This window comes from bacterium, from assembly GCA_023382385.1.
Taxonomy (GTDB): Bacteria; Electryoneota; RPQS01; order RPQS01; family RPQS01; genus JABWCQ01.
The window spans coordinates 491,522-506,445 of the sequence record JAHDVH010000001.1; the positions used below are offsets into that span (position 1 = coordinate 491,522).

12 protein-coding genes are annotated in these 14,924 nt (G+C 51.6%); 2 read left to right on the top strand and 10 right to left on the bottom strand.

The genetic code is table 11. The features are described 5' to 3' along the window. Positions 1 to 91: 91 nt before the first annotated feature. The 5 genes from KJZ99_02270 to KJZ99_02290 all read right to left on the bottom strand — a co-directional run bounded on the left by KJZ99_02270 (position 92) and on the right by KJZ99_02290 (position 8,682). Complete coding sequence (locus KJZ99_02270) at positions 92 to 2,827, bottom strand: hypothetical protein (GenBank protein MCL4304714.1); 2,736 nt, start codon at positions 2,825 to 2,827, stop codon at positions 92 to 94. 66 nt (positions 2,828 to 2,893) lie between these two features. Then, positions 2,894 to 5,647, bottom strand: coding sequence for a response regulator (locus KJZ99_02275; protein ID MCL4304715.1), 2,754 nt, complete (start codon positions 5,645 to 5,647; stop codon positions 2,894 to 2,896). Positions 5,648 to 5,649: 2 nt separating this feature from the next. Continuing rightward, on the bottom strand, positions 5,650 to 6,375 hold the full coding sequence (locus tag KJZ99_02280) for a hypothetical protein (protein ID MCL4304716.1): 726 nt from the start codon (positions 6,373 to 6,375) through the stop codon (positions 5,650 to 5,652). A gap of 113 nt (positions 6,376 to 6,488) precedes the next feature. Further along, entirely contained in the window at positions 6,489 to 8,159 is a 1,671-nt protein-coding gene (locus KJZ99_02285; GenBank protein MCL4304717.1) for a methylmalonyl-CoA mutase, read from the bottom strand. 61 nt (positions 8,160 to 8,220) lie between these two features. Beyond that, positions 8,221 to 8,682, bottom strand: a complete 462-nt coding sequence (locus KJZ99_02290; GenBank protein ID MCL4304718.1) for a hypothetical protein — start codon at positions 8,680 to 8,682, stop codon at positions 8,221 to 8,223. Positions 8,683 to 8,855: 173 nt separating this feature from the next. Between KJZ99_02290 and KJZ99_02295 the strand changes: the two genes are divergently transcribed. Continuing rightward, entirely contained in the window at positions 8,856 to 9,203 is a 348-nt protein-coding gene (locus KJZ99_02295; GenBank protein MCL4304719.1) for a (2Fe-2S) ferredoxin domain-containing protein, read from the top strand. A gap of 87 nt (positions 9,204 to 9,290) precedes the next feature. Next, positions 9,291 to 10,340 (top strand): class I fructose-bisphosphate aldolase, encoded by a 1,050-nt coding sequence (locus KJZ99_02300; GenBank protein ID MCL4304720.1) that lies wholly within the window; start codon positions 9,291 to 9,293, stop codon positions 10,338 to 10,340. A gap of 289 nt (positions 10,341 to 10,629) precedes the next feature. Here KJZ99_02300 and KJZ99_02305 read toward each other — a convergent pair whose 3' ends face one another. The 5 genes from KJZ99_02305 to KJZ99_02325 all read right to left on the bottom strand — a co-directional run bounded on the left by KJZ99_02305 (position 10,630) and on the right by KJZ99_02325 (position 14,924). Then, complete coding sequence (locus tag KJZ99_02305; protein ID MCL4304721.1) at positions 10,630 to 11,598, bottom strand: hypothetical protein; 969 nt, start codon at positions 11,596 to 11,598, stop codon at positions 10,630 to 10,632. 81 nt (positions 11,599 to 11,679) lie between these two features. Beyond that, entirely contained in the window at positions 11,680 to 12,990 is a 1,311-nt protein-coding gene (locus tag KJZ99_02310) for a dihydroorotase (protein MCL4304722.1), read from the bottom strand. 13 nt (positions 12,991 to 13,003) lie between these two features. Continuing rightward, a complete protein-coding gene (locus KJZ99_02315; GenBank protein MCL4304723.1) occupies positions 13,004 to 13,921 on the bottom strand; it encodes an aspartate carbamoyltransferase catalytic subunit in 918 nt (305 codons plus the stop codon). A 20-nt stretch (positions 13,922 to 13,941) separates the two neighbouring features. Further along, positions 13,942 to 14,490, bottom strand: coding sequence for a bifunctional pyr operon transcriptional regulator/uracil phosphoribosyltransferase PyrR (gene pyrR, locus KJZ99_02320; GenBank protein ID MCL4304724.1), 549 nt, complete (start codon positions 14,488 to 14,490; stop codon positions 13,942 to 13,944). A gap of 134 nt (positions 14,491 to 14,624) precedes the next feature. Next, positions 14,625 to 14,924: a DUF59 domain-containing protein gene (locus KJZ99_02325; protein MCL4304725.1), complete on the bottom strand. Its 300-nt coding sequence runs from the start codon at positions 14,922 to 14,924 to the stop codon at positions 14,625 to 14,627.

The window sequence follows — 14,924 nt, forward strand, 5'->3', positions numbered from 1 at the left end:
AGGCAGTGAGCGAATCTGAGATTAGTCCTTAATTTTTTAAGATGATTAAAATCAAAGACTTAAAGCAATCCGCGAGGCATCTGAGTGGTGTTCAGCGAACCTTGTGAGCAATCACAATTGGCAAGATTCGGAGGTCATTTGTGTTGATCTTTCTGAAGATTGAGTCGTCCACATAGAACTGTGTCTGGGTCGCAGGAACAACGACGAGCAGAGTTTGCTCCCTGCGACACAGCTCAAACTCGCTGGACAAATGAACCTCATATGCCTCCGCTCCACTCACAGGATCCCATTCAATCAGTTGTCCGTTCACTCGGGGAACAGTGCCGCGGTTATACTCGCGCAGGTCGAGATCATTATTAGGAACGGATTCAGGAATCTGCACTCTGTATACTACAGATGGCGCATCAGGGGGGAGACTCCTTGTCTGTTCCCGATGGTCAGTCGCAACGAAATAGTATTCGAGTGAAGTTGCATTTCCCGGGGGTATCAAGGCAGACGAGTAGCTCCGCGGAGCGCTCGGCGCAGGCGTAATTGTTGTCCAGTTTCCGCCGGGCAGGAACCGGTACGTGAGTCGCCGAGAAGTAATCGAGGTCGGTTCCTGAAGCGTGAAGGAATCAGTCCACATCTCGCATGTCAGAAACACTGTATCCGGTCTTGATGAATAGACAGGCGGAGTATGCACGAAAAAGGGTCCGAGGTTCCAACCGAGGCTTGCGAACTCAGGTAGCTTCTGGAACTTTCCAAGGTCCCAATCGTAAATCTGCATTCCTGTGCAGTTGGCCGCGCGTCGCGCTATCACCGCCCCTTGCACCGCTTTTTGGAAGGAGTTGGTTCCATAATATGCAATAATGACCGGACTCCCGTTATCGTTAAAGTAAACACAGCTCGAATCCATGTTGCGCGAGTAGTCCGTCATGACCATCATCTCGACATTTGGATTGACTTGCTGGAGCGCACCAACGGTCCAAGGAGATGTTGTTACCGGCTGACATCGATTGTCCTTGACCCATACATCAAAGGCATCACCGTAGCTTCTGACATGAACTCCAGGTCTTCGAGCTTGTATGATATTGTACATTTGATTTACATATGCGCCAACTAACTGGCCCGGGGTCATGCCGCGACTGGTGCAGTTCTGATCGTAGTTTGCCAACGTGACTTCATTGATGTGTATCTTGAACCCATGCGGTGCAAGCAAAGAGTCACAATTCCGAATTTGCTGTTGATAGAACTCCAGTGGTTCAAGCATGCTCCAGCAAACGGTCATTCTTCCGGTCTGATAGAGGATGGCCGTGTACCAGTCTACCGTAACCTGATTTCCGACAGACAATGCGCCGCCATTGATTCGAGTGAGCTTTGGCGACGTAACGAAGTTTTCAAATGGGGTAGAGAGTTCTGTGACGCTGTAGTCTACTCCTTCGGTCATCAAAGTGTTCCCTGGCTGCTTATACACCCTGAGCGGAGTATCGGCGCGCCGAATCATATTTGTGAGTCCAGCGTTCTCAAACGTTAAGTCATCAATCCAAAGTGTGCCGGTCGAGTACTCATTTGGACCAATCCAGACTTCGGCGGAGTCATTATGATATACCGAGAACAGGACTTCAAGTTGAGTCCAGTCGGTGTTGGCGGGCACACTTATTCTTTGGTTTTCAAAGTGATTGTTGACAGGATCATCGCCGTGAATCAATACTCGTATGCGACTGCTGAAATTCGAAGTCTTGTACCAGAACTTGGCTTTGATCAAACGATACGGTCCGAAGTGAACCTTCTGCCTCACCGTGCGGTCGCCCGGGTAGTCTGCAGTCATGTTTGCCCATTTGATCGACGAGCTACCTGAGTGTCGCGTTACATTATCCCTTGAGATGAGACTATAGTTGGACTCTGGGTACATTTCCCAGCTATTCGGGCGGTTATTGGTCCAGCTTTCAAATCCCCCATTTGTTGCGCTGATTCCGTAACTAACAGCCGTGAATCCAGTACTCCCGACTGTCATGGGCATGCTAACAATCGGCACGCCTTCCTGCCAGCTTCTCTGGGGAACCCATAAGCCCGTACGATCCACACCCATCGTCAAGAATTGTCCACGACGTCGAATTCTCTGACGAAGTTCCAGAGCACTGCTGTTTGCAAAGTTACTTCTAACAGGATTGCCCCCATCCTGGTCATTCCACTCTATCTCGTTCATTTTGCTATGATACGCGAAGTTGAATAGCGAATCTGCATAGTCAAACTGTGATTGTATTCTGACAGACGTGTTGACTGTGCACACTCTTTTTGGGAGATCCGGCCAGTCCCGAACGTAGGCCCTGTCCACTGTGGTTTGACCATTCACTTGCCCCATTAAGTCCACAAGGCTAAACAGACCCCACTCCATCCCAAGGTGATCTTTGCCGGCAAGGAAAATGTTGCGGTTGCCAACCAGCAATTGGTATTCTTCATCGCGCGAGATCACGCCCAATCCGGGAATTCCAGAAGCAAGCAACGAATCCACAAGCGCAGGGAATCGTTCGGGTGTCCCGATGAGTATCCCACCTGCCTGCCCAGTCCATTGGGAAAAAGGAGTATAAACAGGTGGAACTCCCATGAGGGCAGTGAGTTCAGCGACCGCCTCATCCCTGACAAAGCTCTCAATAGCAGTTGGATTGTCCGGCATGACAAGAGTAAACGCGCCGTCAAGAACCAACGGAGACACGGCGAGCAGCCCCATCTGCTGAGGTCGTGGACGAATGTCATTCAGACCGGCATACAGATGGGCAACGCCACATGTCAGGATGATGAATGGTGTAATTGCACGTATGCAAATGACGGTGAGGAGGCGAGAGGTCATATACTGGATGGTATTCAATTCAATCAAAATAGGTAAATGACTCGTTTGGTGCAATAGCTAAGGGAACTAGGCCAGTGTTTGCCTTTGATGCCGAGTACCAGATTCCACAACGTGCTTCAGAACCTCTTGTATTTGCTCGGCTTTAAACGGCTTTGCCAGATACTCATTCATCCCGGCGGCAATGCACATCTCACGATCACCCTGAAGGGCATTCGCAGTCAAGGCGATTATTGGAATTTGTGGCCTTATGTCGCAAGCTCTAATCTGCCTCGTCGCTTCAAGTCCATCCATTTCCGGCATTTGGATATCCATCAGGATTGCATCGTACTCGCGTTCACAGTGCATTCTGACAGCTTCGCGCCCGTTATCTGCAATCATCACTTCGCAACCGATCGCTTCAAGCATTTTGCTTGCGAGCTTTTGGTTGAGCGGATTGTCTTCTGCCAAAAGTACTTTGAGTTCATAGCTGTCTCGCAGGGTGCCACCATCTTGCACCATCAAAGGCTTTGGAATCGTTTCCAGTCCGCGCAGAAGTCTCAGAAGATGCTCCGAACGCACGGGAACCTCCAGGACCGCACCTTTGCCGAGACGTTGCAGCTCCTCTGTGCGCCTTTTGTCATGAAGGGGCCGAAGTATGATTATTCTCGTGTGCCGGACATCGGGATGTCGATCCACAGCATGCAGCGCGGCTACGACCTCTTCATATGGGACCGCACTGCCCAAAAGCAACTGGCAGGTCTCGCGTCGCCGCTCGAGCAAGGCATCAAGCAGTTCAATGGATGAACTGACAAGGATTGCATTTGCACCAGCTTGTTTGACTATGGCAACTAACCACGCTTGGAACAACTCGCGCGTCTCCCAGATGACGACCGTCCCGCTATCGACCTGCGCGTCTTCACACACACCGCCTTCCATCACAGCAGGGATGAGTTCAGTTTCAAGCGTAAACGTGCTTCCTATTCCGATTTCGCTCGTCACCAGGATATCTCCACCCATCAGCCTTGCCAGACTACGTGAGATGGACAGTCCCAAGCCCGTTCCACCGTAATTGCGCGACGTGGATGAATCTGCCTGAGTGAAATTCTCAAAGATACTCTCCTGACGTTCCTCGTCAATACCGATTCCGGTGTCACTCACTTCGAACCGCAACAAGTTCCGATCTGACGCTTCGACAGACTCGACACGAACAAAGACATATCCCGAATTGGTGAACTTGACGGCATTTCCTACGAGGTTTGAGATAACCTGGCGATAACGAGTAGGATCACCGAGAATTCGTGAGGGGACATTCGGTGAGACATGACATCCGATTTCGAGCCCTTTGCCAGCTGCCTGAAGCGAGAAAAGCAGAACAATGCTCTCCGTAAGTTCTCGCGGATCAAAGGCGACCGATTCGAGCGCCATTTGCTTAGCCTCGATCTTTGACAGGTCAAGGATGTCATTTATAAGAGTTAGCAGCGAATCCGAACAGTCCTGCACCGCGCGAGCATAGTCTTCTTGCTCCGGCGTTAATGGCTGCTGAGTGAGCAAGCGCGTGAATCCTACAATTCCGTTCATAGGGGTTCGGATTTCGTGCGACATATTCGCGAGGAAGTTACTTTTCGCAACGCTGGCAGATTCGGCCTGTCTGGCGAGTTCATTCGCTCTTACGATTGCGGATTCAAGCTGCTGATTAATCACTTCAAGCTCTTGATGTGACTTGCGAATCTGCTCTTCGTGGTCCCTCCGCTGTGTAATGTCCACGAATCCGCAAAGCATCGCCGGATGAGCCTCCCAAAGTATCTCCCTCAGGCTCAGACTGCACCACTGGTCAATCATCCCTCGACGCTTAATTGCAACCTCCCAGTTCTCGAGAGCAACGCCTTGTCGAATCGCGCTCTCAAGTCGCGTGCGATCTTCGCGCTGTGTAAGCAATTCCCAGATTTTGTCGATAGTTCTGCATTCGTCGCTTACGCCGAAAAAGGACTGGAAATTCTTGCTCGCATAAACAAGGTCACCAGTCCATTCATCGACCACACAGATTGCCATCGGTGCGGCTTCAATGATGGTTCGACTCCGACCTTCACTTTCCTCCAGCGCACGTAGCATATAGTTCAAAGACCGCGCCACCTCTCCGATCTCGTCCTCGGTATCAACAACTGCAATGGCTTGTTGATTGCCTTCTGCACGCTGTGTCATTGCCTGCCGGATCAATCCAAGCGGTTTCAGGATGTTGTTATTGAGAATTGAGTAGACAACAACCAGCAGCACTGCGAGAGTGCCAAGGAGGAAAAGCATCAGCCGTGCAGTGTCCTCGAAGATGATCTTCCGGACTTCCGAGGTATCAAGAGCGACCACCGCAACACCCTTCTTGCCAAGATCTGCGTGGTTGACCTGAAGATTTCTGAGGGAAGCGTAGTAGCGGCTTCCATTATAGCTGATGGCGGCGTCGGACTCGCGGCTTAACAGGCCCAATAGGTGCGTGCTGATGTATGTTTCATCCAATGAAGAAAGCTCGCGGCCGATAAGCACGCTCTTTGTGGAGGCGATGATCACTCGTGGAATTCCACTGGCCACAAATATTCGATGAACATCTCGCTCAGAGCCAAGCAGCTTGACAAGTCTGTCCATCTCTGCTGCATCTGCAGTTTGCATCGCTGACGCGATCATTGAATGAACCAATGACGATCGTGACTCAAGCTGCTGCGCCAATTGACGTTCAAACAGTTTTCGAATACCAATTGTGCCTGCCGCGGCGAGTAACAAGCCAATGGTAAGGAGCGGAACAACAAGTTTATAGGCAAGCGAAGACCTGATATCTTTGAATAGCGAAGCAAGCATTCTCACTTGTCCCCCGTCACTGCATGCGGCCGTTCCCCAAGAAGTCGCTGAGCTTCAGACGCGACAAGTGAGGAAAAGTGCACCTGCCCTTGCCAACGCGCTTGCAGACCTGCAAACGGTCCCTTCTTCCCGAGCAACGAATCTTGCTGCATGGAACCAAAGACTTGCCAGTGCGATAGCTCCTCGCTAACCTTTGAGATGTCCTTGTGCTCACGTTCTGCGAGCAGAGACAGGTATTTATTGTGGCCGCTGGCCATAAGTAATCGTGCGTGTTCATATGCAAGGAGCACTTTTTGCCAGTCTTTTCTACGCAGCATGATGTCACCGCGCCGACCAACGAGAACTTCGACTTCCATATCACGACAAGTCGAATCACAATGCTCAAAGTGTTCGGAAACGGCCAAGTCACCGGGAGCGGCAACAAGGAGCAAGACACCGGCTTCCAAGCCCGATTCCTTTGCAGCCAGCTCAAACTGATCGTGAGGCAGAGTAACTGCGTCCAGCTTGTTGGACGCAAAGGCTGCACGCAACTCATGGCTGCAGGTCAGCTCGACCAACTTCACGTCCACTTTGTAGGTTTTGAACAGACCGGTGGTTTCGGCCAAGTACAAGACCGACGATCCCGGAGACTGGGATATTCCAATGCGTATGGCGGGTGGTTCCGGCATGTCGCAACTGGAAATCAAGGCGATGGACGCCATAGCAAATGCTGCGGCAATGTATTTCATGCGAACTCCTGCTTAGACCAAGATACATTGCAATTTCGGCTCCAATTTTTGTGGCGACTGCTCACAAGAAAGGCCGAGCATTGCCCGGCCTTTCACATTGATAATTCGAAACTTCAGAAAGCGACAGGTTCCTCGTACTCGGAATAGACCTCTTTCAGTGAATCAACCATTTCACCAAGGGTGCAGTAGGCGTGGGCTCCGGCTATCAGATGTGGCATCACATTTTCTTCATTCAGAGCGGCCTGCTTGATATTGTCCAGGCACTCTTGAACCGCTTTTGCGTCGCGGCGGCGGCGCAGATCATTCAGCTTTTCGACCTGCGTCTTCCTGCAGTGTTCTTCAGAGATATCGAGGATTGGAATCTCGATTTGTTCACCTTCCTGCACGTAACGGTTGACCCCAACTAAAACGCGCTCGCCTCGATCGAATTCGGACTGATAGACTTGCGCGGCACGTGCAAGCTCACGCTGAAAGAACCCATTTTCAATCCCGCGAATGACACCACCCATAGCGTCGATCTTGTCAAAATACGTATTGGCGCCGTCTTCCATTTTGTCGGTCATCCACTCCACAAAATAGCTTCCTCCGAGTGGATCAATCGGAGCTCCAGCCAAAACTTCATGCTTCAGGACTTGCTGCGTGCGCATCGCAAGTGTCACCGCCTTTTCGCTTGGCAACGCAAGCGTCTCATCCATAGAATTCGTGTGAAGACTTTGGGTTCCGCCCAATACGGCAGCAAGGGCTTCAGTTGCAGTACGAATAAGATTAACTTCAGGCTGCTGGGCTTGCAGGCTGCAACCGGCTGTCTGAGTATGGAAACGGCAGAGCAATGAACGTTCATTCCGGGCACCGTACTTCTCTTTCATCCGCTTTGCCCAAATCCTGCGCGCCGCACGAAATTTGCCGATCTCCTCGAAAAAGTCAAGATGCGAATTAAAGAAGTGGGACAGTCGCGGAGCAAACTCATCCACGTCCAAACCGCGCTCCATAGCCGCCTCAACATATGTAAAACCGTCCGCCAACGTGAATGCAAGTTCCTGCACGGCAGTCGAACCGGCCTCGCGGATGTGATAGCCGGAAATCGAGACCGGATTAAACTTGGGCATCTCACGCGTTGCGAACTCGATGGTGTCCACGACCAATTTCAGCGAGGGACGCGGGGGATAGATGAATTCTTTTTGAGCGATGTATTCTTTCAGAATGTCATTCTGCAGAGTGCCGCCAAGCTCAGAGCGCTTCCATCCCTGTTTCTCAGCCGCAGCGATGTAAAATGCCCAGATGATCGCCGCCGGAGAGTTGATGGTCATCGACGTTGTAATCTTGCCAAGCGGGATGTCTTTGAACAGGATTTCGGCGTCTTCGAGAGATGCAACGGAAACGCCACACTTGCCAACTTCGCCGAGCGACCAAGGCGAGTCAGGGTCCCTCCCCATAAGTGTCGGCAAATCGAACGCCACAGACAGCCCGTCTCCGCCCTGAGCGAGCAGATACTTGTACCGTAGATTAGTCTCTTCAGGCGTTGCAAAGCCACTGAATTGACGCATGGTCCACCATTTACCACGGTACATAGAGGCATGCACACCGCGTGTGTATGGGAACTGGCCGGGAAAGCCCAATTTCTCCATGTAAGCCTCCGCCTGTGCAGGATCTTCAGTCCAGCAAAGCGGAGGCACTTCCATGCTCGAAGTTGTGACAAATCTACGCAAGCCGTCCCTTGGTTTCTTGCCCTCGTATTCTATTTCCCAGCGTCTTCTGGCACTTAGCAGTTTTTCCAGCGGGGTCATAAGTCCTCTACTTTGATCTTAGCAAACCTGAATTTACGTCTTTTTCGAACGGCTGGCAACCTCACCAGAGCCAAAACGTCAGACCAATACCTCCCTGGAATCGCCCTTGCGTGTCAGGTGCGAGTTCCAGTGCCGGGGCAACTTCTGCCCAAACATCCATGATGGTATAGGGGATATGGTACTTAAGTCCGAACGGAACTCGAAGGCCAAGAGTGTTGTCCTCGTCGCCATTATTTGCGACAGTCATGTAGACACCTCCACCATAGAACCACTTCCACTCTCGTGGCATATCCATCAAATAATCATACATTTGGAAGTCTGCTGACAGCATAAGCCACTCGTCCCAGGACCATGCCGCATTAAAGTCCACAGCGGAACTCTTGTCCCAGAAGAACTGCATATTCAAGCCCGTAGGCTCTCCGAGATACGGGCCAATCCCAAACCCATCTCGTTCACGTGCAATTGAATCTGAGTTGAGTGCTAAGAGGGCAATCGTGGACGCAAAAATAAGTTTCTTAAACACTTGGGTTTCTCCTGCTACTCGGTTGATTGTTCATCGTTGCGCAGCTATCCATAAACGTCAGTATCTTAACGATCAAGAGCTGATGCCGGTTCCGAGACACTGGGATCTCAGGCGACGGGATTTGAAATTCTCGGAAGTTGTTGTATCTTACGACAATTGTAACATATCACGCGATGTCCCGCTACCAGCACCACATTTTCGTTTGTGAGAACCAGCGAGCCAGTGATGACCCAAAAGGTTGTTGTGCATCTAAGGGCAGCCATGAAGTGCTCGTGCAACTTCGTGAGAAGATCAAGGCAGTTGGGTTAGCAGCAAGGGTACGTGTAAATAGCTCAGGCTGCCTTGCCAACTGCGCACGGGGCGCAACTGTCGTTGTTTATCCAGAAGCGATTTGGTATTCCGGCGTTACGGTCACAGACGTCGATGAGATTGTGACTTCGCATATTCAGAACGGGCGTCCGGTCTTACGCTTATTAGATCCGGTCTTCCACGCTGAAGCGCGTGGCGACGGCAGATGTTAGAACAGATCAAAGACCTGTATTGTCCGAGTGTCCGAATGGCGCGAAGGTTGCGCCGAATCAAATACATTCAGAGCGAAGAGGAAAAGAATGGCCACGCGTATTGAGGAGTTATTGGGTGCAGATGCCCAGTCACTATTAACGTACAAGAGTGAAGGTATTACAGCCGATCAGTTACACCTGCCCGGGCCGGATTTTCTGGATCGCGTTTGGGCGAACAGCGATCGACCAATGAATGTGCTGAATAACTTGCAGCGCATGTTCAATACCGGACGGTTGGCCCGCACAGGCTATCTATCACTCTTCCCGGTGGATCAAGGTATAGAGCACAGCGGGGCAGCGTCTTTCGCGCCGAATCCGCTCTACTTTGATCCCGAGAACATCGTCAAAATGGCCATCGAGGGCGGCTGCAATGGAGTCGCGTCGACCCTTGGCGTGCTGGGCATTGTGAGCCGAAAGTATGCGCACAAGATTCCATTCATTGTGAAACTGAACCACAATGAGTTTCTGACGTATCCGAACAAGTTTGATCAGATCGAGTTTGCGACGGTTCGCCAGGCGTTCGACATGGGTGCGGCAGGCGTCGGCGCGACGGTCTATTTCGGTGCGGAAGAGAGCGGCAGGCAGATTCAGGAAGTGCGCAAGATGTTCGAAGAAGCTCATCGCTTAGGGATGTTCACCGTCCTGTGGTGCTACACCCGTAATCCCGCTTTCAAAAAGGACGTTGACTATCATCTGTCGGCCGACTTGACCGGACAGGCGAATCACATTGGCGTCACTTTGGAGGCCGATATTATCAAACAGAAGATGGCCGAGAACAATGGCGGGTATAACGCCGTCAACTTCGGCAAAACACACAAAGATGTCTATGGTAAATTAGTCAAAGATCATCCGATTGACTGGACGCGTTGGCAAGTTGTCAATTGCTACATGGGGCGTTGCGGTCTGATCAACTCGGGTGGAGCCGCAGGTAAGAATGATCTGGCAGATGCCGTCAAGACCGCCGTCATCAACAAACGGGCGGGCGGGATGGGTATGATCAGCGGGCGAAAGGCATTCCAGAAGCCTATGAAGGATGGAATTACGTTGCTGAACGCAATTCAAGACGTCTATCTCGATCAGAGCATAACTGTCGCTTGATGAATTTGCTTGACTCACAATTTCTGAATATGCTTGCGTGCCCACTCAGCAAAGCGACTCTCATACAACGTGGAGACCAACTTGTCTCAACGGACAGATCGACGCGCAGGGTGTATCAAATATCCGAGGGACTCCCTGACTTGCTGATCGAGCACTCCCGCGAACTGGACATCAATGAGTGGCAACGCCTGATTGCTCACGAAGACGATCGTTGACTTCTGCACACAATGTACCAAGTTAAGGCGGCGGCTCCCAAGAGCCGCCGCTTCATTTTCCATCAGTGAGCAGGCTAACCGCGAACTTCCGAACCTCTATCCTTAATCCGCACACCGTCCTGCGGATTGTCTACGAATTCAGGAATGCTTTCACGAATCAGCGAAAGCATCTCTTCGTCCGAAGGGTCAGTGGTTTCCATGGTTATCCGTTTTGCAGCTACTTTAGCAATGGCCGCGTCCTGGCCGAACTGGAAATCCAATCTGCCAATCGTTCGACCATCGCGTTGTGCGCGAACAACTCGAGTCTCGCCTAACTGCCAAGGTGCGTCCTCGTTCGCACGATAACTTCTCCCTCCGATGATGGCATGGACGAATGGGAACTCCTTAGCGATTAGGCTATCCGTTTGATCACCGCACGTCGACAACACAAGAATCAGATCGGCTTTATCCCGCATACCTGGCAGCACTCGACGCGCTGCCGTCATCGGGTCATCAATCGAGACACCAGCTGGCAGCTTCGTAGAGTCGATCCGCATGACGTCTTTAGAGCCGCACAGGCCGATATAAGCGACACGAGCTCCCTTTACACGTTTGATGACATACTCATCCGTCAACAAACTTCCATTCGCACGGACATTTGCCGAAACGAACTCAAAGTCTGCTTTCTTCTTTGCAGCACGAAAAGCATCCAAACCCAATGCTAACTCGCGCTCTGAAACATTCACCGCACTGACTCCCATATGATTGTATGCGGCAACCGTAATTTCGCCTTTGGAACTATCCACTTCAGGAGTTCCACTTAGGAAGTTACCGGCATCACAATATTGAATCTTGGAGTCGGCCTCACGGGCTTCTTTTATCTTCGCACTGCGTTTTGTTATACCTCCCCCGCTTTTCTTGCATCCGCAGCCTTCAATCTTTCCGCGCGTCTCGGACGAATAATACACTGTGATGATTGTGCCTTCCGCAACGCCTGCTCCTCCACATCCAATCATCAGCAAAATGACCGTACTCAGGCATGCAATCCATATCCCAGCTTTCATTCCGGCTCCTGAACGTTGCTTCGGGAGAATAGGTCGACACATGACTTTAACTCTCGCCAGCGATTGAATGTTCCCGCATCATCAAAATGTCTGTATCACTGCAAATCCACGGTGAATCACGCCGCGCGACTTACCTGTCAATTCCCAACCTGCAAAAGGGGTATTGCGGGACAATGACTTAAAGTCGTCAGGTGACACAGTCCATCTGCAAGTGGGGTCGATAATCGTCAGATTCGCAGCTTCACCTTCGCCAATGCAAGGCAATGGTTGAGTGAGTATTTCGCGCGGAGCGTAAACCACACGCTCAAGTAAAGTATGCAAGCCCATGCCCTTCTCCATGAAGAATGTCAGAGCCAGACCCAAAGCCGTTTCGAGTCCAACAATCCCGAACGGCGCGATATCAAACTCTTGAGTCTTGTCCTCCCAAGAGTGGGGAGCATGATCAGTACAGTAGACATCCAAGGTGCCATCGAGGAACGCCTCCCAGCAAGCCTGACGATCGGATTCACTGCGCAACGGGGGATTCATTTTAAAATTTGTATCGAACGTCTTGCAGGATTCATCTGTCAGCAGCAAGTGATGCGGGCAGACCTCTCCGGTCACACGCAAGCCTTTTTGCTTTGCGTTTCGAATCAATTCGACAGATTCCTTCGCAGAAACGTGGCAAATGTGGACTGCACCGCCAGTATATTCTGAGATTAAGACACACCGCGCGACATCGATCGCTTCGGCAATTGTCGGCATGCCTGTAACACCGAGTCGAGTGGACCACTCCCCTTCGTTCATCGAGCCGCCCTCGGCCAGGTAGACGTCTTCGGCGTGCTCAAAAATTCTCGCCCCAAGCATGTTTGAATACTCAACGGCGTGGCGGAGAACGGCCGAGCTCTTGATTGGGCCACCGTCGTCGCTGAAGGCACGAACACCCTCTTCAACAATTTCAGTCATTTCAACAAGCTCTTTTCCTTGCCGTCCGCGGGTCGCAGCTGCAATGACATGAACCTCAACGGGAAACGGCTTGCCTTGAGACCGGACCCACTTGACCGTAGCGGCGTCGTCCAGCGGTGGATCAGTATTTGGCATGCAAGCGATTCCCGTGAAGCCGCCGTTCATTGCAGCCATACATCCTGTGGCAATCGTTTCCGCAACTTCTTTTCCCGGCTCCCTAAGGTGCACGTGAAGGTCAAACCATCCGGGCGTGATCCAATGGCCGCGCAGATCGATGACATCGGAGCCTGCGGGCGCCTCGCTTGTGATTCCCTGCAGCACGCCGTTTCGCACGTGCAGATTCATAATTTGATCAATGCCGCGCCGCGGATCGATGACGCGCGCTCCCTGCAAAAAGAGATTCTCGGCTCTCGCAGGTTTGTCGAATCTTGTGTATTTGCTTGTCATATTGAGTTGAAATTTATTGTGCGCCAGGCTCGGCACGTCCGCCTGCCAGCAGATAGAGGACGGCCATACGCACCGCCACACCGTTGGTGACCTGCTGCAGTATGACGGAGTGTTCGCTGTCTGCAACGTCAGAAGTAATCTCGATTCCGCGATTCATCGGACCGGGATGCAGAATTGTCAAAGGGGAGCTTGCCTTCTCCAGTCTCGCACGCGTTACACCAAAGTACTTGTGATACTCACGTAAGGACGGGAACAGTCCGGCAGTTTGACGTTCAAGCTGTATTCGCAGAATGTTTAACGCATCAGCGCGCTGTATTGCGTCATCGAGATGATTTGTTATCTCAACTCCCATGCGTTCAATTCCTCGAGGGATCAGGGTAGAAGGTCCGCAGACGATAACTTCAGCTCCCATTCTCTTAAGGCCAATGATGTTGGACATTGCAACTCGAGAGTGCAGAATATCACCGACCAGTGCGACGCGCAAGCCCTTGAGCGAGCCATACTTGTCGCGAAGCGTCAGCATGTCGAGAAGGGCTTGCGTCGGATGTTCGTGTCGGCCATCGCCGGCATTGATGATGATCGATTCGAGGTGCCGCGCGAGGAAATGCGGACTGCCGGGCGATTTGTGTCGCATCACGACGACATCCACTTTCATGGCTTCGATGTTCAGTGCCGTATCGAGCATTGTTTCGCCCTTCGAAAGGGCACTGCCGGATGCGGAGAAGTTCAGAGTATCTGCCGAAAGCCTCTTTTCGGCCAGTTCAAAGCTCGTTCGCGTGCGTGTGGAATTCTCGAGGAAGAGATTTACGACCGTCACGCCGCGTAGCGTGGGGACCTTTTTCACAGGGCGATCCAGAATGTCCCGCATTTGCAGAGAAGTGTCGAGGATCGTCTGAATCTCATCGGAACTGTAGTCTGCCAGGCCAAGCATATGCTTTTGCGAGAGCAAGCTCACTTGTCCACCTCCACAAGGTAAATGGCATCCTCGTCGTCAACTTCGGTCATACGGACCTGCACTTCTTCATTGATGCTTGTTGGAACATTTTTTCCTATGAAATCCGGTTTGATGGGAAGCTCGCGGTGGCCGCGATCCACCATGACCGCAAGCTGCACTCGCTTGGGACGGCCGTTGTCCATAATTGCTTCGAGCGCCGCGCGCACAGTCCGGCCGGTGTACAGGACATCATCCACCAGCACAACATTCATGTCATACAAGTCGAAAGGAATATCGGTCTGCTGCACGGAAGGTTGACGCAACGACGTTCGATAGTCATCGCGGTAAAGTGTCGCATCCAGTATACCGACCGGAACATCAATACTCTCGATTTCGCGGATCTTAGCAGCAACACGTCTTGCGATAAATACTCCGCGTGTCTGCATCCCGACAAGGCCGAGACTTTCAGTACCACGATTTCGCTCAATGATTTCGTGAGCGATTCGGGTAATCGTACGAGAAAACCCCGCGGCGTCCACCAACTTTGCTTTGATTTTGGTTTGCATGGGTAGGATATAGAATGAAAAGTAAATCCATCAGAACTGAGACCGATGGATTCTTGGGGGGATTCCTTATCGGCCTCTCGGTGCCAAATTAAAGGGTCAGAATTCGTTGGGACGTTAGCCCTGCACGTCTTGCGCTACCACATTCCAAGACGCATGCGAGCTTCATCGCTCATCATGTCCACAGACCAAGGCGGGTCCCAGACAATATCGACGCTGACTTCTTCCACACCGTCGACGCGGAAGATCGCGTCGCGCGCTAAGTCGACGATAGTACCGGCAAGCGGGCATCCCATCGAAGTCAATGTTATCTTTGCGTCAACTTTGCCCCCGTCGACGGTGATTCCGTAAACTAAACCCAGATCCGTAATGGGCAGATGAAGTTCTGGATCATAGACAGTTGCGAGTGCATCAAAGACTTGTTCTTCAGTAGGCAT